18 protein-coding genes are annotated in these 17,265 nt (G+C 58.1%); 8 read left to right on the top strand and 10 right to left on the bottom strand.

The features are described 5' to 3' along the window. Positions 1-33 precede the first annotated feature (33 nt). The 3 genes from ASF29_RS09895 to ASF29_RS09885 all read left to right on the top strand — a co-directional run bounded on the left by ASF29_RS09895 (position 34) and on the right by ASF29_RS09885 (position 1,835). A complete protein-coding gene (locus ASF29_RS09895) occupies positions 34-1,002 on the top strand; it encodes a homoserine kinase (RefSeq protein ID WP_062450517.1) in 969 nt (322 codons plus the stop codon). Continuing rightward, entirely contained in the window at positions 999-1,439 is a 441-nt protein-coding gene (rnhA, locus tag ASF29_RS09890) for a ribonuclease HI (protein ID WP_062450516.1), read from the top strand. The genes ASF29_RS09895 and rnhA overlap by 4 nt, the downstream gene beginning before the upstream one ends. A gap of 87 nt (positions 1,440-1,526) precedes the next feature. Continuing rightward, positions 1,527-1,835 carry a Dabb family protein gene (locus ASF29_RS09885; RefSeq protein WP_062450515.1) on the top strand — a complete coding sequence of 103 codons (309 nt, stop codon included), beginning with the start codon at positions 1,527-1,529 and terminating at the stop codon, positions 1,833-1,835. 51 nt (positions 1,836-1,886) lie between these two features. On the opposite strand, the gene ASF29_RS09880 is transcribed toward ASF29_RS09885, so the two are convergent. From ASF29_RS09880 to ASF29_RS09860, 5 genes are all read right to left on the bottom strand, one after another. Then, positions 1,887-2,783: a zinc ABC transporter substrate-binding protein gene (locus tag ASF29_RS09880; protein WP_062450514.1), complete on the bottom strand. Its 897-nt coding sequence runs from the start codon at positions 2,781-2,783 to the stop codon at positions 1,887-1,889. A gap of 15 nt (positions 2,784-2,798) precedes the next feature. Next, complete coding sequence (locus tag ASF29_RS09875; RefSeq protein WP_062450513.1) at positions 2,799-3,671, bottom strand: metal ABC transporter permease; 873 nt, start codon at positions 3,669-3,671, stop codon at positions 2,799-2,801. After that, positions 3,668-4,411: an ABC transporter ATP-binding protein gene (locus tag ASF29_RS09870; RefSeq protein WP_062450512.1), complete on the bottom strand. Its 744-nt coding sequence runs from the start codon at positions 4,409-4,411 to the stop codon at positions 3,668-3,670. Before ASF29_RS09870 ends, ASF29_RS09875 begins: the two co-directional genes overlap by 4 nt. 283 nt (positions 4,412-4,694) lie before the next feature. Beyond that, positions 4,695-5,180, bottom strand: coding sequence for a peroxiredoxin (locus ASF29_RS09865; RefSeq protein WP_062450511.1), 486 nt, complete (start codon positions 5,178-5,180; stop codon positions 4,695-4,697). Positions 5,181-5,257: 77 nt separating this feature from the next. Next, positions 5,258-6,106: a protein-disulfide reductase DsbD domain-containing protein gene (locus ASF29_RS09860; RefSeq protein ID WP_082453445.1), complete on the bottom strand. Its 849-nt coding sequence runs from the start codon at positions 6,104-6,106 to the stop codon at positions 5,258-5,260. Positions 6,107-6,265: 159 nt separating this feature from the next. Here ASF29_RS09860 and ASF29_RS09855 point away from each other — a divergent pair, with 159 nt between their 5' ends. From ASF29_RS09855 to ASF29_RS09845, 3 genes are all read left to right on the top strand, one after another. Continuing rightward, a complete protein-coding gene (locus tag ASF29_RS09855) occupies positions 6,266-6,871 on the top strand; it encodes a YqgE/AlgH family protein (RefSeq protein ID WP_156462598.1) in 606 nt (201 codons plus the stop codon). 93 nt (positions 6,872-6,964) lie between these two features. Continuing rightward, positions 6,965-7,156, top strand: a complete 192-nt coding sequence (locus ASF29_RS09850; protein ID WP_062450508.1) for a CsbD family protein — start codon at positions 6,965-6,967, stop codon at positions 7,154-7,156. 162 nt (positions 7,157-7,318) lie between these two features. Continuing rightward, the gene (locus ASF29_RS09845) at positions 7,319-8,455 is read left to right on the top strand and encodes a putative zinc-binding metallopeptidase (RefSeq protein WP_062450580.1); all 1,137 of its coding nucleotides are present in this window, start codon (positions 7,319-7,321) and stop codon (positions 8,453-8,455) included. On the opposite strand, the gene ASF29_RS09840 is transcribed toward ASF29_RS09845, so the two are convergent. The 4 genes from ASF29_RS09840 to thrC form a co-directional block, all read right to left on the bottom strand. Continuing rightward, positions 8,434-11,280, bottom strand: a complete 2,847-nt coding sequence (locus tag ASF29_RS09840) for a sensor domain-containing phosphodiesterase (RefSeq protein ID WP_244473529.1) — start codon at positions 11,278-11,280, stop codon at positions 8,434-8,436. The genes ASF29_RS09845 and ASF29_RS09840 overlap by 22 nt on opposite strands. 71 nt (positions 11,281-11,351) lie before the next feature. Continuing rightward, positions 11,352-11,942 carry a GNAT family protein gene (locus tag ASF29_RS09835; protein ID WP_062450506.1) on the bottom strand — a complete coding sequence of 197 codons (591 nt, stop codon included), beginning with the start codon at positions 11,940-11,942 and terminating at the stop codon, positions 11,352-11,354. A gap of 47 nt (positions 11,943-11,989) precedes the next feature. Further along, on the bottom strand, positions 11,990-13,288 hold the full coding sequence (locus tag ASF29_RS09830; protein ID WP_062450505.1) for a pitrilysin family protein: 1,299 nt from the start codon (positions 13,286-13,288) through the stop codon (positions 11,990-11,992). 20 nt (positions 13,289-13,308) lie between these two features. Continuing rightward, positions 13,309-14,706, bottom strand: a complete 1,398-nt coding sequence (thrC, locus tag ASF29_RS09825; protein WP_062450504.1) for a threonine synthase — start codon at positions 14,704-14,706, stop codon at positions 13,309-13,311. Between the two features lie 242 nt (positions 14,707-14,948). Here thrC and ASF29_RS09820 point away from each other — a divergent pair, with 242 nt between their 5' ends. Next, positions 14,949-15,491 carry a hypothetical protein gene (locus tag ASF29_RS09820; RefSeq protein WP_062450503.1) on the top strand — a complete coding sequence of 181 codons (543 nt, stop codon included), beginning with the start codon at positions 14,949-14,951 and terminating at the stop codon, positions 15,489-15,491. Between the two features lie 132 nt (positions 15,492-15,623). Here the strand turns inward: ASF29_RS09820 and ASF29_RS09815 are convergent, their stop codons facing one another. Then, positions 15,624-16,313, bottom strand: coding sequence for an HAD family hydrolase (locus tag ASF29_RS09815; RefSeq protein WP_062450502.1), 690 nt, complete (start codon positions 16,311-16,313; stop codon positions 15,624-15,626). A gap of 142 nt (positions 16,314-16,455) precedes the next feature. On the opposite strand from ASF29_RS09815, the gene ASF29_RS09810 reads away from it, so the two are divergent. Next, complete coding sequence (locus ASF29_RS09810; RefSeq protein ID WP_062450501.1) at positions 16,456-17,136, top strand: GntR family transcriptional regulator; 681 nt, start codon at positions 16,456-16,458, stop codon at positions 17,134-17,136. The last annotated feature ends 129 nt before the right edge of the window (positions 17,137-17,265 follow it).

Here is a 17,265-nt window from a genome sequence, read left to right as displayed (position 1 = left end):
CCATCCCGTTTTCCCCGCACAAGAGATCATAAATTGGCAGTCTACACCGATATCAGCGAAGACGATCTGAAGCATTTTCTCACGCAATATGATGTCGGTGAGCTGACCTCCTATAAGGGCATTGCCGAGGGTGTCGAAAACACCAATTTCCTGCTGCACACCACGAAAGACCCGCTGATCCTCACGCTGTATGAAAAGCGCGTCGAGAAATCGGACCTGCCATTCTTTCTGGGCCTGAAACAGCACTTGTTCGCAAAGGGCCTGTCTTGTCCTTTGCCATTGCCGCGCCATGACGGTGAATTGCTGGGTGAGCTTTCAGGTCGACCTGCCGCGCTCATCTCGTTTCTGGAAGGCATGTGGCTGCGCAAGCCAGAGGCCCGCCATTGCCGGGAAGTTGGCAAGGCGCTGGCCGCCATGCATGTCGCGGGTGAAGGCTTCGAACTCAAGCGCCCGAACGCGCTCTCCGTCGAGGGTTGGAAGGTGCTGTGGGATAAATCCGAAGCCCGCGCCGACGAGGTCGAGAAGGGATTGCAGCAGGAAATCCGCGCCGATCTCGATGATCTCGCCGCTCACTGGCCGAAGAATTTGCCAGCTGGCGTCATCCATGCCGATCTGTTTCAGGACAACGTCTTTTTCCTTGGCGACGAGCTGTCCGGCCTGATTGACTTCTACTTCGCCTGCAATGATTTTCTGGCCTATGACGTGTCGATCTGCCTCAATGCCTGGTGCTTTGAAAAAGACGGTTCCTACAACGTAACCAAAGGCAAGGCGCTGCTGGAAGGTTATCAGTCCGTGCGGCCCATGAGCGAAGCCGAGCTCGATGCGCTGCCACTTCTGGCGCGCGGTTCGGCGCTACGCTTTTTCCTCACGCGTCTCTATGACTGGCTGACGACTCCGGAGGGGGCGCTGGTGGTCAAGAAGGACCCGCTGGAATATCTGCGCAAGCTGCGTTTCCACCGTGGCGTCAGCAATGTTGCCGAGTATGGATTGACCGCACCATGAAGCATGTCGATATTTTCACCGATGGCGCCTGCTCGGGCAATCCGGGGCCGGGCGGCTGGGGCGCGGTCCTTCGTTACGGCGAAACCGAAAAGGAACTCTGCGGCGGTGAGGCCGAAACTACCAACAACCGCATGGAGTTGATGGCGGCCATCTCATCGCTCAACGCCCTGAAATTGCCCTGCGAGGTCGATCTCTACACCGACAGCGCCTATGTGAAGGACGGCATCACCAAGTGGATTTTCGGCTGGAAGAAAAAAGGCTGGAAGACCGCCGAAAACAAGCCGGTGAAGAATGTCGAGCTCTGGCAGGCACTGGAACTGGCGCGTGAACGCCACAAGGTCACCCTGCACTGGGTCAAGGGCCATGCCGGACACCCCGAAAACGAACGCGCCGACGAACTTGCGCGCAAGGGCATGGAGCCGTTCAAACGGCGGTAACAGACAGGTGTTTTACTGGGGTTGCGGATCGTACCGGCTAGCCTAACTATCACTGAACAATAAAATAATCAGGAAGAGGGACCCCCAATGATCTCACATTGCGTTTTCGTGCGCTTCAAATCCGCAACGGCCAGCTCTGAAAAACTGGCGATTTACGAGGCGATCACCGCGCTCAAGGATGTCATCCCCGGCATCATCGACGTCAAATGCGGGCAGAATGTTTCGTCCGAAGGGCTGAACGGTGGCTTTCTCGACGGTTTTATCGTCACGCTTGACAGCATCGAGGCGCGTGACGAATATCTTGCGCATCCGCAACATATCGACGTCGGCGAGCGGTTGATCGGTCTGACCGATGGCGGAGCGGCAGGACTGCTCGTTTTCGATATGGCTACATGATAGCGGTCTGCGGCGGAACGACCGCCGTAGACCGTCCAGACCCTCGATGCGTCAGCTGGACTTGGTGATTGCTGCTGCAATCTGCTCTATATTGTATCGGAACATCTTTTCATAGGTCGGTGCAGGTCCCTTGGCCTTGGAAAGAGACTCGACATAGAGCTCGCCACCGGGCTGTGCGCCCGTGGCCTTTGCCACCTGTTTAACCAGACGCGGATCGTTGGAATTTTCGAAGAAATAGGTCTTCACATGTTCCGTCTTGATCTGTTCGATCAGCTTGGCGACATCGCCGGCTGACGCCTCTGTTTCGGTGGAAACGCCAAGCGGAGAAAGGAACGTTATCTTGTACTCGCGCCCGAAATAGCCGAAGGCATCGTGGCTCGTCAGCACCTTGCGGCGGTCTTCCGGAATGGAATCGAACTTGGCATGGGCAAAGCTGTTGAGATCGTCGAGTTTCTTCAGATAGGCCTGCGCATTGGCTTTGAAATCATCCTTGTCGGCGGGATCGGCGGCTGCAAGGGCGGTTTCGACGTTTTCCACCCAGATCTTGACGTTGACCGGGCTGTTCCAGACATGCGGATCGGTTACGGTTTTCCCGTCCTCGTCCATCTCGCGGGTCTTGATGCCCTGCGAGACCGTGACCGGGGTTCCCTTATAGCCCGATGCGGAAATCAGACGATCCATCCAGCCTTCGAGACCAAGACCACTGACGAATACGACATCTGCGGCCTTCAGGTTCTTGGCATCTGAAGGTGATGGCTCGAACTCATGCGGGTCGCCATCCGGCTTGACCAGGCTGGTGACGGTAACATGGTTGCCACCCACCTGTTTGACCACATCCGCAAGCACGGTGAAGGATGCGACGGTCTTCAACTGCGCAGCGGAAACGGGTGAGGCGTAGGCAATGAGGGCAGGGATGGCAGCAGTCAGGAGCAGAGTTCGCGATAGCATGGCAGGTCTCCGGTGTTAGCCCTTCAGATGCGGGCGGGTGAAATAGCGTCCGGCCAGCCCCGCAGGCGCGGCCAGAATGGACAGTCCGTAAAGCAGGGTCGCGGCCATGATGATGGTCGGGCCGGAAGCCAGCTCGAGATGGTAGGACACCACCAGCCCCAGATAGCCGGAGACGGCAGCACTGAGTGCGGCCAGCATCAACATGGAAGGCAGGCTGCGCGTCCACAATTGCGCAATGGCGGCAGGCAGCATCATCAGTCCCACCGCCATCAGCGTGCCCAGAGCCTGAAAGCTTGCCACCAGATTGATGACCACGAGGATGAGAAAAAGGACGTGATATGCCGGCCCGCGCCCGCCAACCGCCCGAAGAAAGCCGGGGTCGAAGCATTCCGTGACAAGAGGGCGGTAAATGATGGCAAGAACGACGAGGGTGAGAGAGGTGATGATGCCGATCTGGTAAAGCGCGAACGAATCGATGGCCAGAATGGTGCCGAACAGCACGTGCAGAAGATCGACATTGGAACCGCGCAGAGACACGATCAGCACGCCGAGCGCCAGCGATGCGAGGTAGAAGCTGGCAAAACTCGCATCCTCCTGCAACGGTGTGATGCGGCTGACGATACCGGAGAGCAATGCGACGGAAAGCCCGGCGATCAATCCGCCAAAACCCATGGCCGTCAGCGAGAGTGACCCGGCGATGAGATAACCGATGGCGGCTCCCGGCAGGATGGCATGGCTCAGCGCATCGCCCATCAGGCTCATGCGCCGTAACATCAGGAACACGCCGATCGGGCTTGCCCCCGCCGCAAGGCATAAGCACGCAACCAGTGCCCGGCGCATGAACCCGTAATCCTGAAATGGTGCGATGAAGAGATCATAGGCGGTCATGCTGCGGGCTCACACACTTCGCTTTTGTCGTCCCACCGCTCGGCCATGATGCGGGCGCGCAGGAGATTGACCGGGGACATGGCCTGTTGCGTCGGGCCCCAGGCGATTAGCTCCCTGGCAATCAGCAGGGTATCGGGAAAATGCCTGCGCACCTGGTCGAAGTCGTGCAGGACGGCAATCACGGTGCGGCCCTCCGCATGCCATCGGTCGACAATCGCGAGTAGATCGCGTGTCGTACGGGCATCGATGGCCGTAAACGGCTCATCGAGAAGGATCAGGCGGGCATCCTGCATCAACAGGCGGGCAAATAGCACCCGCTGGAACTGGCCAGCGGACAATGCGCCAATCGAACGGCGTTCGAAGCCGCCCAGCCCGACCGTCGCCAGTGCTGCCTCGGCGCGTCTCTCATGGTGCTTGTCGATGCCGCCAAAGGCCCCGGCAATTTTCCAGGCACCCAGAAGCACCGTGTCCAGCACGGAAATGGGGAAGCGTCTGTTGATGTCGGCGGCCTGCGGAAGATAGCCGATCTCGGCCTTGCCGAGATCGTGCATGATGCGACCTTCCGATGGCCTGATATCGCCGATGATGGCTTTCAATAGCGTCGATTTGCCCGCGCCATTGGGCCCGGCAATGGCTGTCAGGCTGCCCTGTTCGAAACGGCCCGAGACATGATGTACGGCAGGATGCCGATCATAGGCGACCGTAAGATTGTCGATCGAAAGAAAAGCGGCATCCGTCATGGCAGCAGAACCGCCCAATATATGGCGAGCCAGAGCGGTGAAAGAATGAGCAAAGCGATGGCGAGGCGGGAGGGCACCGACTGACGAAGCAGGTGCGAAAGCGAAAGTCGATGCAGCATCTATCTGCTCACAATAATGTTATATTGTTACTGTTATGGTATAACAATTGCGGCAAAAAGAAGGTGGTGTAAAGGACCAAAAAGGCGGGATAACGGAAAAGGAAATAACGGTGCGTGGAATGTATGCGGGCGGGAAAAACCCGCCCGCTTTCAACGTCTCTTTATCAGAGCTGTTCGATCATGGTTGCAGCCGACGATACGGTTGCCTGGCCTGGATTGTCTTCGACGTTCAACGACTTGACCACGCCGTCCTCGACCAGCATGGAGTAACGCTTGGAGCGAACGCCGAGGCTGCCGGCGGAAAGATCGGCGTCGAGACCAAGGGCTTTGGTGAAGGAGGCGTCCCAGTCTGCCAGAAAATGGATTTTTCCCTGTCCGCCGGACGACTGGGCCCATGCGCCCATGACGTGCCAGTCATTGACTGAAATGACGGCGATGTCATCCACGCCCCGCGCGAGAATGGCGTCGCGGTTTTCGAGATAGCCGGGCAAATGGTTCAAAGAGCAGGTCGGTGTGAAGGCGCCGGGAACGGCGAAGACAACCACTTTCTTGCCGCCGAACAAGGCATCTGTGGTGGTTTCGACTGGGCCGTCGGGTGTCTTTTCCTTGAAGGTTGCGGATGGAAGTTTATCGCCGATCTTGATGGTCATGCTGTCGCTCCTGTGGCAATGATCAGGCGCGACTATAGAGGATGAATTGGCGGTGCCGTCAACGGATTCCGCTGCCCTTACTCCGGGAAATCCAGTGGTGCTTCCATCACCTGCTCACCGGATTTAACCAGAATCGTCCAGTGCTGTCCGCGCGGATTGTAGGACTTCGGCAAGCCCTTGATGTTCATGTAGAAGGACAGCTTGCGCTTGTCGCGCACCATGTTCTGCGGCTCGAAATAGGCGTAGCCCGAGGGTCCGGCAACAAAGATTTCCGTTTCTTTGGGGGCGTTTTCGGGCAGACGCAGTTCGACACCCAGCAAAGTCTTGTCTGGCGTGATGTGGAAATTCTGGACCTTGAAGTCGTCATTCGGCGGATGGGGCAGGGCGACCTTGGCAGCGGCGACCGCTTCGGTTTCGTCCTGCGTCGCCGCTTTCCCGTGGTCCTTGCGCAGTTCGAAACTGGCCTCGAAGGGAATGCAGATGTTCAGACACACGCCGATAAAGGCCGTCAACCTTGCGTTTTTCTCGTCTGATCCTGGCTGCGCCTGCAGGACGAAGGGCAGGCTGACGGAAGCATCGTAGCCGATATCGCTGATCTCGCCATTCTCGATGAGTTTGGGAACGGGAAAGTCCAGAGATGTCAACGTTGCCCCGCTTGAGGGATCAATGGTGATTTTCGGGGGGATGCCCGCTTCTCCGGGCTCGCGCCAATAGGTGATCCAGCCTGGCTTGAGTTCGATCTGCAAAGCGGCTTCGATGCGTCCGCTGGCATCGGCAGGCAGGCTGACGACACGCATGCGCCCGCCCTCACTTGTCTCCCACTGCGTTATGTCGGCCTGTGCCGGGACCGGGGGGGAGGCCAGTGCAAGTATGATTGTCAATAGCGGCACGGGGGCGCGAAGAAAGAGAGAGAGCTTGGCGTTCATGCTTTCGGTCTAGCCTAACATCCGAAAAGGGGCCAGTTACGATTTTGAGCAGGTCATCATTTTCGGTTGATTGATTGGCCTCTATGCCCCATCCTTGCCCGATGACCAACCACTATGCCGTACCTGTTCACGCCAGAGTACAGCAGACCGGAGGCTCCAGTGACTTTTTCGACCCTGATGGACAAGAAAGAACGTGGCTTCCTGGACGGCCACTTTCTGATCGCGATGCCGGGACTGGAGGGCGGCTCGTTCGAGCGTTCGGTGGTCTATATCTGCGCCCATTCCAGCGACGGCGCCATGGGCTTCATCATCAACCGCCCGCAGCAGATCACCTTCACCGATGTTTTGCTACATCTAAAGATGATGGACCAGAATGATGCCATCATGCTGCCCAACCGCACCCGGGAGTTCCCCATCCAGTGCGGCGGCCCCGTCGAAGCGGGCCGGGGCTTCGTCCTGCACTCGGACGACTATAATGGTGATTCCAGCATTCCCATCAGCGACGACATCTCCCTGACGTCAACGCTCGATATCGTCCGCGCCATTTCCAGCGGGCGCGGGCCGGACAAGGCGACCATGCTTTTGGGTTATGCCGGCTGGGGACCGGGGCAGTTGGAAAACGAAATTTCCAACAATGGTTGGCTGAACTGCCCCGCAAGTGAAGATCTGATCTTCGATCGCGCGCTGGATAACAAGTATGAGCGTGCCCTCGGCTTGCTCGGGGTCGACCCGCGCATGCTCTCTGCCGAAGTCGGGCATGCTTGAGACCTATAAAATTTAGCGGAACTAAACTTTGCTCTTGACGTTTTTACCTCGGTCGCCAGCGCCAAGTCTGGTTAAAAACTAGGGAGAAATATCATGGGTAGCACATCCGATAAGGTTGCAGGCAAGGCCAACGAAGTTGCAGGCAAGGTCAAGAAGAGCGTAGGCTCCGCCACTGGTAACGACAAGATGCGCGCTGAAGGCGCAGCTCAGGAAACCAAGGGCAAGGTCCAGTCCACAGCTGGCAAGGCAAAGGACGCCGTAAAGGGCGCCGTAGACCGTATGTAATTTTTCTGCCGGGCGTCCCCCGCCAACGGCAGTTCTTCCTAAGCGCATGTGCCGATATCGGCTCATGCGCTTTTTCATCTCTGTCCTTTCATTTTTTTCCGGCATCCGACCATTCAGAGACGCGAGATTCTCTTGGCGGATGCCTTGCTTCTGGAGCGGGAAATGCAGCTATTTTCTTGCGCTGCCTGCGGGCAGCCGGTTCATTTCGACAATCGTTCTTGCGTGAAGTGCGGGCACCGACTGGTGTTCGTTCCCGAGACGCTTTCCATGGAAGCAATCGAGCCGGCGGGCGAACCAAACTGGTCGCTGGTCGCAAATCCTCAACGGCAGGTCAGGTTCTGCGCCAACGAGGTCAACGATGTCTGCAACTGGTCTGTGGCTGCTGAAAGTGACAGTCGCTTTTGTCCAGCGTGCAGCCACAACAGGCTGGTGCCGGATGCCTCGACGCAGGAGGGCATCGAACAGTGGCGTAGCCTCAGTCAGGCCCAACGCCATCTTTTTTACTCCATCCTGCGCCTAGGGCTTCCACATCCCAACCGCGACGCCGATCCTGAAGGCGGCCTTGTCTTCGACTTCTTGGTCGACGAAGTCGCGCCTGACGGTTCGATCATCCCGGCCATGACCGGCCATGATGAAGGCTTGATTGCCATTCGTGCAGCCGAATCCGACGACGCAACTCGTGCTCAGATCAAAAGCAATATGAATGAGCCATACCGCACCATGCTCGGCCATTTCCGGCACGAGGTCGGCCACTTCATCTGGAACAAGCTGGTGCGCGATGCAAACCGGCTGGAAGCCTGCCGAGCCGTTTTTGGTGATGAGCGTGAAGATTACGGTGAGGCGCTGAAGCGCAATTATGAGCAGGGGCCGCAGCCTGGCTGGCAGCAGACCTATATCAGCTCCTATGCCTCGGTCCACCCGTGGGAAGATTTTGCGGAATGCTTTGCGCACTACCTCCACATCGTCGATACGCTGGAAACCGCGCATGCGTTCGGTATCGCAATCGAGCCTGAGGGACATGAAGAGCTGGAAACGGACGTAGCCTTCGAGCCTTACAACGCAAGAAGCGCCAAACAACTGGTCAACGCCTGGGTGCCTCTCAGCGTTGCGCTGAACTCCATGCAGCGCAGCATGGGTGAAGCCGACCTATATCCCTTCGTGCTGACGCCAGCCGTGGTGGAAAAGCTGGAGTTCCTGCATAAGCTGCTGCATGGCCGCGTGCCGGAAGACCCGCAGCAGAATTGGCAGCCAGCCCCGCAGCAGCAGGCCGAGCAAAATCAGGCTCTCTTGACCACCTGAAAACGCTCGCGCAGCAGCCGGAGCGCCGCATCCGGCGTGTCCGGTGTGCCGAACAGGAAGCTTTGCCCGTAGTGACAGTTCATGCGGGCAAGCTCTGTCGCATCCTCCGGCGTCTCGATCCCCTCGGCCACAACTTGCATTTCCAATGCGCGCGCCATGGCGATGATGGAGCGCAGCAGCACGTTGCGTTTGTCGCTGGTATTGGCAACCAACGCTTTGTCCAGCTTGATCGTATCGAACGGGAAGCGCGTGAGGTAGGCGAGGGACGAGTAGCCTGTGCCGAAATCATCCAGAGCGAGGCTGAGGCCTGTTTCTTTGAGCTTCGCCAGCACCAGACGCGCTTGCTCCGGGTTTTCCATCACGATGGATTCGGTCAGTTCCAGCTTCAGCTGTGCCGGATTGCAACGCGTTCGCTGCAACATGCTGCGCACGTCATTGTAAAGCTCGTTGTTCAAAAGCTGGGCACTGGAAATATTCACCGATATGAAAATCGGCAGTTTGTCGATGGCGTGCTGCCAATCCATCAGGTCGGTTGCTGCCCGCTCCAGCGCAAACATGCCCAGCGGCTCGATCAGACCAGAGGCTTCTGCCACGGGAATGAACTCGCTCGGCGGAATGTTGCCGCGTTTGGGGTGTTCCCAGCGCATCAACGCTTCGAAACCGGCCAGATCGCCATTATCGAGTTTGATGATCGGCTGGTAGGCAAGCGACAGTTCTTTGCGCTCGATGGCGCGGCGAAGGTCGCTCTCCATCTGCAAACGGTCAGTGCCCGACGTGCGGAAGGCAGGACGGAACGGCTCGACCCGGTTGCCGCCCGCCCGTTTCGCCCGGTACATGGCCAGTTCGGCATCGCTCAACAGGCCGGTCGCATTTTCCTGCTGGTCGATCCATGAGACCAGACCAATAGAAGCGGTGAGAATGATTTCGCGATTTGCGAAATTGATCGGCACCATGATTGCTTTGTTCACGGCATCGGCAAAATCCGCCACGCGCTGAGGATCGCGTTCCGACACGAGAATGAGTCCGAATTCATCGCCGGACAGACGGGCCAATGTATCCTGCGGCTTCAGCAGGCGACGCAGACGGCGGGTCAGCGCAATCAGAATATTGTCGCCAGCGGCAATGCCCAGCGTGTCATTGACCAGCTTGTAGCGATCGATATCGATGGCCATGACGGTCGGGCGAACGGTTTCGCCTTCCGGGGCCAGATTGAGAACCGATTGCAGGCGGTCGAGGAACACCTGTCGGTTGGGCAAGCCTGTCAGATTGTCGTTCAGTGCATCCTGCAACAGCCGCTCGACTGAGTTCTTCTGCTCGGTTATGTCGGTAATCGTGCCGACACAGCGGATGATTTCGCCGTTGGAACCCAGCACGGGGCGCGCACGGATCTGCAGCCAGTGGAAATGCCCGTCTTCGGCGCGAATGCGGAATTCGTGGTTCAGGCGGCCCTTGCGGTGGTCCAGCAGCACATCCAGCGTGGCCTTGAACCGGTCGCGATCGTCAGGATGCAGGCGCGGCAACCAGTTGCGCGCAGCGCCATGCATGGTGCCGGGATGAAGGCCGAGTTTGATCGAGACGTCGGGCGTGGTCACGATGCGGTCACGCGTGACGTCCCAGTCCCAGACCGTATCGCCGCTACCCGTCAGGGCCAACGATTGCCGTTCCAGATCGGAGAACAGGCCCTGCTGATAGGCACTGCCGGCGAAGGCATGCTGAATGACGGTAAAGCCGATCAGGAGAACAATGAGGACGAGACCACCGCCAAGTGCTGGCTGGACAATGTCATTGTCCAACTGCCCGGTAACCGTCAGCCAGCTTCCGAACAGCCAAACCAGAATAAGCGCCCAGGATGGCACGAGCAGGATGGCGCGGTCGTAACGGTTGAAACCGAGATAGATGATCAGCACGATACCGGCGGTCGCCGTCAGCGCGAAGGAGAGGCGGGCGATACCGGATGCGATAGACGGATCGTAGATCGCGACGCCGAACAGCGCACCGAGCCCGATGATCCAGGCGAATGTCGCGTAACCCAGATGCGCGTGCCATCGGTTCAGGTTCAGATAGGTGAACAGGAAAACCACAAAACTGGAAGCGAGCGCGACCTCCGCACCCGCGCGCCATATTCGCTCGTCGCTGGAGGTAACGGTGATCAGCTTTTCCAGAAAGCCGAAATCGACGCAGATATATGCCAGAACGGCCCAGGAAAGGGCCGCAGATGCGGGCAGAACGGAGGTGCCCTTGACCACGAAAAGGATCGTCAGAAGAACCGCCAGAAGTCCGGCAATGCCGAGAACGATGCCGCGATAGAGCGTGAACGCGTTGATCGTGTCCTTGTAGGCTTCGGGTTCCCACAGATAGATTTGCGGCAGCTGCGGTGTGGAAAGCTCTGCCACGAAGGTGATGACGGCACCCGGGTTCAGCGTGATGCGAAACACGTCCGCATCCGGGCTGGGTTGCCGGTCCAGCGCAAAGCCCTCACTCGGCGTAATCGCGATGATGCGCTGCGAGCCGAGGTCGGGCCAGAACAGCTTGGAATTCACCAGACGAAAATGCGGAGCGACGATCACGCGCTCCAGCTGTTCTTCCGATACGTTGGCGAGCGCAAAAACGGCCCAATCACCCTGATGCGCGGGCGAGGAGGCGCGCACTTCGATACGGCGGCGAATGCCATCGGGGCCTGGGGCGGTCGAAACCTGAAAAGCTTCGCCCTGATTTGCGTAGATATCGGTCGTCGCCGTCAGATCGAGCGCGGTGTCGTCGCGGGAAATCTTGACCGGCTCGAAAGCATGGGCTTCAGCGGCGAAAAATACGCACAGCAACAACAGAGGCGTGAAGCGCGCTGCGGCCACAAGACGTCCAAAACGGCGCAACGCAAGGCTAATATATGTCATCTATCCTACTGCGTCCCGCCGGGATTTGGCTTGTCGGAGATGAGGGAGAACATGACATGGTCCCGCCATTCGCCGTTTATTTTCAGATATTCCCGCAAGAGACCTTCCCGCTGAAATCCGGCGTTTTCAAGCAGCCGTATGCTTTTGAAGTTCTCTGGAATACAGGCTGCCTCAATACGGTGCAACTGAAGTCCGTTGAAGATGTAGGGTATTACCAGCTTTAATGCGGCAGACATATGGCCTTGGGCAGCATATGGCTGCCCCATCCAGTATCCGATCATGCAGCTTTGCGCCGCACCTCGCCTGATATAACCGATTGTGATGCCGCCCAGCAGCGTCCCATCCGATTTGAAAAGCAAAAGCGAAACGGCGACGCCCGAGGAAAATTCCTGGCCGTTGCGCGTCACCCGCACGCGAAAGGCGCTTTCCGTCAGCTCGTCGCCGCGCCAGCTCGGTTCCCATGGCTGAAGAAACTGCCTGCTTTCCGAACGCAGCTTGTACCATTGCCGGTAATCGGAATAACGGGGCAATCTCAACAGATAATCGGCGCTACGAAGTTCCGGCGTATCATTGTGACGGGAAAGAAAACGCAGCATGTAAGGTCAGACCTCATCCCACTTGCCACGGACTGCGCCGTCGGCCGTTAGCCGTTTGCCTTTATTTTGATGGATGGCGATGCAGAAAGCTCCGCCGTGATGTCCGAAAGCGGCGAGAGGTTTTCCAGCGGGCCGATGGCAGACAAGGTCGGAACCTTATCGAAAAACAGCCGTCCGGCAAGATCGGTCAGACGCTCCGTCGTGATGTCGCCCAGACGCGTCATCATTTCGTCATTCGGGATAGGACGGCCATAGAGCATCATCTGACGGGCGATCTGTCCGGCGCGGGCCGCTGGGCTTTCCTGACCCATCAACAGCTGCGCACGAATTTGCGCGCGGGCACGGTCGATTTCTTCCTGATGGATGGTCTGCGACGACTTGCGAAGCTCGTCGATGATGACAGGCACGAGTTCCGGTAGGTCGCTGCTGCCGGTGGCGGCATGAATGCCGAAAATGCCGGTATCGGAAAAGCCCCAATGGAAGGCATAGACCGAATAGCATAAGCCGCGATATTCACGCACCTCCTGAAACAGCCGCGAAGACATGCCGCCGCCCAGAATATTGGCCAGAATTTGCGAACAGTAGAAATCGCGGGCATGGTAGGCCTTGCCCTCGAAACCGAGAAGCACCTGCGCATCCATGAGGTCGCGCGTCTCGCGGATCTCACCACCCGTGTAGATGGCTTTTTCCATGACCGGCGTCGCAATGGGCAATTGCGGCAGGCCGGCGAAGCGTTGCTCCACCTGCTTGACGAAGCTTTCGTGATCCACCGCACCGGCGGCGACGACGAAAATACGGTCGGTCGTGTAATTGCGCGCCAGATAATGGCGGATCTGGCCGGTCGTGAAGGACTGCACCGTTTCAGGCGTGCCGAGGATGGGGCGGCCAATGGTCTGGTCGCGATAGGCGACACCGGAGAAATTGTCGAAGATCACGTCGTCGGGTGTATCGGTGGCAGCACCGATTTCCTGAAGGATGACGTTCTTTTCGCGCTCGAGTTCCGCCTCCTCGAAGGCCGATTCCGTCAGGATGTCGGCAAGAATATCGACGGCGAGCGGAACATGGTCTTTGAGGACACGAGCGTAATAGGATGTCGTTTCGGTCGATGTGGCAGCATTGACCTCACCACCGACATTCTCGATCTCCTCGGCGATCTGGCGGGCCGTGCGCCGTGCCGTGCCTTTGAAGGCCATATGTTCGAGAAGATGGGCGATGCCATGTTCATCGTCGGTTTCGTTGCGGGAGCCGGATTTGATCCACACCCCCAGAGCAACGCTTTCGAGGTGTGGCATTCTTTCCGTAACAACGGTCAACCCGGAGGCAAGCCGGGTCACATTTACACTCATAGTCAGACTTTCCGCGCTACTTAACTCTTTGCGCGAGCATGTTTGCCGATAAAAGTTTCCACGGCGTCCAGCTCAGCATCCAGAGTGTCGAAACGCTCCTCCCGGTTCATAAGATCAGCAAGCCATACTGGAAGCGCGGGATCGATTGCGCAAGCGGATTTTACAGCGGCAGGAAATTTCGCTGGATGCGCGGTGGACAAGGTGACCATCGGCGCGCTTGATTTCTCATGCTTTTTCGCCACGTAGACGGCGGTTGCCGTGTGTGGATCCAAGAGGTAACCGGTTGCTTCCAGCGTTTCGCGAATGGTGTCTGCAACCTGCTTTTCGGTGGCGCGACCGGCACGAAAATCGCGCTTGATGAATTTCATCGCCTTTTCAGGAATGTCGAAAGCACCGGATTGCTTTAGCCCATCCATAGACCGTTTGACGGCGGAAGAATCGCGGTCATAAGCTTCGAACAGCAGCCGCTCGAAGTTGGACGAGATCTGAATGTCCATCGACGGCGAGGTGGTGGCATGCACGCCCCGCATCTCGTAGCGGCCGGTTTTCAGCGTGCGCGCCAGAATGTCGTTGTCGTTGGTGGCAATCACCAGCTTGTCGATGGGCAGGCCCATCTGCTTGGCAACGTAGCCCGCGAAAATGTCGCCGAAATTGCCTGTCGGCACCGTAAACGAAATCTTCCGGTCTGGACCACCCAGCGAAAGGGATGCGGTGAAGTAGTATACCACCTGCGCCATGATGCGCGCCCAGTTGATGGAGTTCACGCCCGACAGCTTGACGCCATCGCGGAACTTTACGTCGTTGAACATCTCTTTGACGAGGTTCTGGCAATCGTCGAAATTGCCGTTGACGGCGATGGCATGCACGTTGGATGCGGTCGAACTGGTCATCTGGCGCTGCTGCACCGGTGACACTTTCCCATGTGGGAAAAGGATGAAGATGTCGGTGCGGTCACGGCCTGCGAAGGCATCGATGGCGGCGCCACCCGTGTCGCCCGATGTCGCGCCGACGATGGTTGCGCGCTCATTGCGCTGCGTCAGCACATAATCCATCAGCCGTGCGATAAGCTGCATGGCCACGTCCTTGAACGCCAGCGTCGTGCCGTGGAACAGCTCGAGGATGTAGGAATTTGGCCCGGTCTGCACCAGCGGCGCGACCGCAGGATGGCGGAAGGTCGCATAGGCGTCATCGATCATCGCGCGGAAAGTGTCGGCCGGAATTTCGCCGCCGGTAAAGCGGTAGAGAACTTCGAAGGCCACTTCCTGATAGGACTTGCCGCGCAACGCACGAATTTCCTTTTTCGACATGGTTGGCCACTTGCGCGGAACATAAAGTCCGCCGTCACGTGCCAGACCCGCCAGAAGCGCGTCGGAAAAACCCAGCGATGGGGCGCTGCCCCTGGTCGATACATATTCCACGAAATGGTCCCTTGTCGTCAGCCGCTCATCTGCCGGAAGCTCGTCAAAGAGCAGTTATCGAAAGCATTTTGCAAAATTCGGCCAAATCCGAACGCAACCAATCGATTTTCTCCAGCGTCGCTGCTATAGACCATCGCCGACGGGCTTGAAAGGCCATTAAACGGGTTCTTCGGTCCTGTATCGGGATAGTTTTTAGAGGGTTGAACAGAGTGACAGGGAATATTTTGCGTTTGTCCGCCGCGATGTCGGTTCTTGCCGTGCTCGCCGGTTGCAACTCTTCCAATCCATCGGAATCGATGGCAGTGAATGCACCCGCAGCTCAGGCCGTTACCCCTGTCGTTCAGGCTACGTGCCCGCCGATCACCATTCTCGATGGCACCGCCGTTCGCCGTGTCTATTCGGGTGGAGCAAAGGACGATCCGTCCAAGCTCGTCTATCAGGCTTCGCTTTCCGACACGACCCGCTCCTGCAGCATGAGTGACGCCACATTGACGGTGAACGTGCTTGCTCAGGGCCGATTGGTGCCGGGTCCATTGTCCAAGCCCGGTCGCGTTACCCTGCCGATCCGCGTGACGGTGAAGGACGGTGATGGCGAAATCTTCTCGCAGGTCACCAATTTCCCGGTCGATCTGCCAGCCGGCGCAGCAGGCACCCAGTTCATCTTCAACAATCCCAACGTCGCCATCCCCAATGCCCCCGGTGGTGCATCGCGCCAGACCAACGTCTTCATCTCGTTTGACGAGGGCGCCGGAACCGCAGGCTCCAAGAAGGGTCGTCGCGGGTAATTTCGGCAGGCAGTTTGAATGGCTTCAAAGCCCTGCGGCTTTCCGCAGGGCTTTGTTCATCCGACTGCCAGCCTTTGGCGCTCTGGCTTATTCCAGGCAATCTTCAGGGATTAACGTAACTGCATTGGCAACTCATGCCACGCCAGCCCACTGAGACAGCGCTTCAATCGTCGCGGGCAAATCCTGCATACGGGCGATCACGGTTTCGGCGCCTGCTTCTGTCAGTCGATCCGCATGGCTTGGATAGCTGTGGGATGCGCCGGTAAAACCGATGACGCGCATGCCTGCCGCCCGCGCGCCGGTGATGCCGTGTACGGAGTCTTCGATGACGACCACGCGGTCCGGCGAGACGTTGAACTGCTTTGCACCGTGCAGGAAGATATCCGGCTTCGGCTTGACGCGGTCCGGGCCAAGGTCCTTGGCCGAGTAGATGTGCCCTTCGAAGTAGGGCTTCAATCCGACCTTGCTCAGCATCATGTCCAGCCGATGGCTTGAGGAGTTGGAGCAAATGCAGCGGGGCGTCGTCAGCCGGGAGAGGGCGAATTTAACGCCTTCGATCGCTTTCACATCGCGTTCCAGCCGCGCATCCAGAAGCTTTTCGGATTTTTCAAGCAAAGACGCTGACAGGGGAATGCTGGCTTCGCGCTCGACTTCAAGCAGGATGTTTTTCCATGTCATGCCGGAGAAGCGTTCGCCCATCTCTTCGGTCGAGATCGGATAACCGGCATCCGTCAACAGGCGTGATTCCACCTGGGCGGCGATGATTTCGGAATCGACGAGAACGCCGTCGCAGTCGAAGATGATGAGGTCGAAGCCGCTCATGGGCTCTCCTTAACGATTTGGGTCGGGAAGATGGGCGCTTTTAGACCATGTCGGCTCCAAGCTCAACAGATGCCCACGCAAACCAGCCTTGACGCAGTCATCGCTTTCTCGACAATCTTTTTAAGGCATCCTATGTCAGGTTATGGCCAAATCGTTGAAGAAGAAACCGGAAGACACCATCGCGGCAAAGATCAGTCGTACGCTTGCGGACCGCATCGTGCGCGGCGAGTTGTCGCCGGGCGCTCGCCTGCGGCAGGATCATGTCGCCGATGAATTTGGTGCTTCGCATGTGCCGGTGCGTGAAGCCTTCCGCAGGCTGGAGGCGCAAGGCCTTGCAGTCAATGTGCCGCGAAGGGGCGTGCGCGTTGCCGATTTTGGTCTGGCAGATGTCCAGGAGGTCGCGGAGATGCGTGCCGCCCTGGAAGTGCTGGCTCTCAGGCACGCCATACCAAAGCTGACGTCAGCCATTCTGGATGAGGCGGAAGCCGCAACACTGGCGGGTGATCGGGCCATGGATGTGCAGCAGTGGGAGGAGGCCAACCGCCGCTTCCATCGACTCATTACCGCACCCTGCGGCATGCCGCGCCTGATGGAGGCCATCGACGGGCTTCACGCAGCGAGTGCCCGCTTTCTGTTTTCTGCATGGCGGGCAGGGTGGGAGCGCCGGACCGACACCGATCATCGGGCCATTATCGATGCCTTGCGCGGTAGGCGGGAGGAGGAGGCGTTACGCGTTCTTGCGGGTCACGTTCAGTGGATAGGACAAAGAGCCGTCCGTACATCGACAGGCTCGACCCGCGACGCGTTTGCCATCGTCGGATAAATTATAGATAATTTTCAAACTTTCTATCTCGATGATATCGTTATGTTTGCTGGAAATCCATCCACAGGCGAACGCTCAGAGTGCGACTGGATTCCGCTAAACCCTTTCTTTCATGTGTGAATCGGCGAT

It is taken from the genome of Rhizobium sp. Leaf262, from assembly GCF_001422245.1.
Lineage (GTDB): Bacteria > Pseudomonadota > Alphaproteobacteria > Rhizobiales > Rhizobiaceae > Agrobacterium.
The sequence above is the reverse complement of the archived record's forward strand: the minus strand, read 5'-3'. Positions and strand labels throughout refer to the sequence as shown.

Excerpts from the sequence above, each read along its gene's own strand:
- ASF29_RS09870 (WP_062450512.1), bottom strand. The coding sequence starts at position 4,411 with ATGACGGATGCCGCTTTTCTTTCGATCGACAATCTTACGGTCGCCTAT.
- ASF29_RS09860 (WP_082453445.1), bottom strand. The coding sequence starts at position 6,106 with ATGAACGCCAAGCTCTCTCTCTTTCTTCGCGCCCCCGTGCCGCTATTG.
- ASF29_RS09880 (WP_062450514.1), bottom strand. The coding sequence starts at position 2,783 with ATGCTATCGCGAACTCTGCTCCTGACTGCTGCCATCCCTGCCCTCATT.
- ASF29_RS09820 (WP_062450503.1), top strand. The coding sequence starts at position 14,949 with ATGTCGGTTCTTGCCGTGCTCGCCGGTTGCAACTCTTCCAATCCATCG.
- ASF29_RS09815 (WP_062450502.1), bottom strand. The coding sequence starts at position 16,313 with ATGAGCGGCTTCGACCTCATCATCTTCGACTGCGACGGCGTTCTCGTC.
- ASF29_RS09845 (WP_062450580.1), top strand. The coding sequence starts at position 7,319 with ATGCAGCTATTTTCTTGCGCTGCCTGCGGGCAGCCGGTTCATTTCGAC.
- ASF29_RS09850 (WP_062450508.1), top strand. The coding sequence starts at position 6,965 with ATGGGTAGCACATCCGATAAGGTTGCAGGCAAGGCCAACGAAGTTGCA.
- ASF29_RS09865 (WP_062450511.1), bottom strand. The coding sequence starts at position 5,180 with ATGACCATCAAGATCGGCGATAAACTTCCATCCGCAACCTTCAAGGAA.
- ASF29_RS09810 (WP_062450501.1), top strand. The coding sequence starts at position 16,456 with ATGGCCAAATCGTTGAAGAAGAAACCGGAAGACACCATCGCGGCAAAG.
- ASF29_RS09885 (WP_062450515.1), top strand. The coding sequence starts at position 1,527 with ATGATCTCACATTGCGTTTTCGTGCGCTTCAAATCCGCAACGGCCAGC.
- ASF29_RS09835 (WP_062450506.1), bottom strand. The coding sequence starts at position 11,942 with ATGCTGCGTTTTCTTTCCCGTCACAATGATACGCCGGAACTTCGTAGC.
- ASF29_RS09830 (WP_062450505.1), bottom strand. The coding sequence starts at position 13,288 with ATGAGTGTAAATGTGACCCGGCTTGCCTCCGGGTTGACCGTTGTTACG.
- ASF29_RS09875 (WP_062450513.1), bottom strand. The coding sequence starts at position 3,671 with ATGACCGCCTATGATCTCTTCATCGCACCATTTCAGGATTACGGGTTC.
- rnhA (WP_062450516.1), top strand. The coding sequence starts at position 999 with ATGAAGCATGTCGATATTTTCACCGATGGCGCCTGCTCGGGCAATCCG.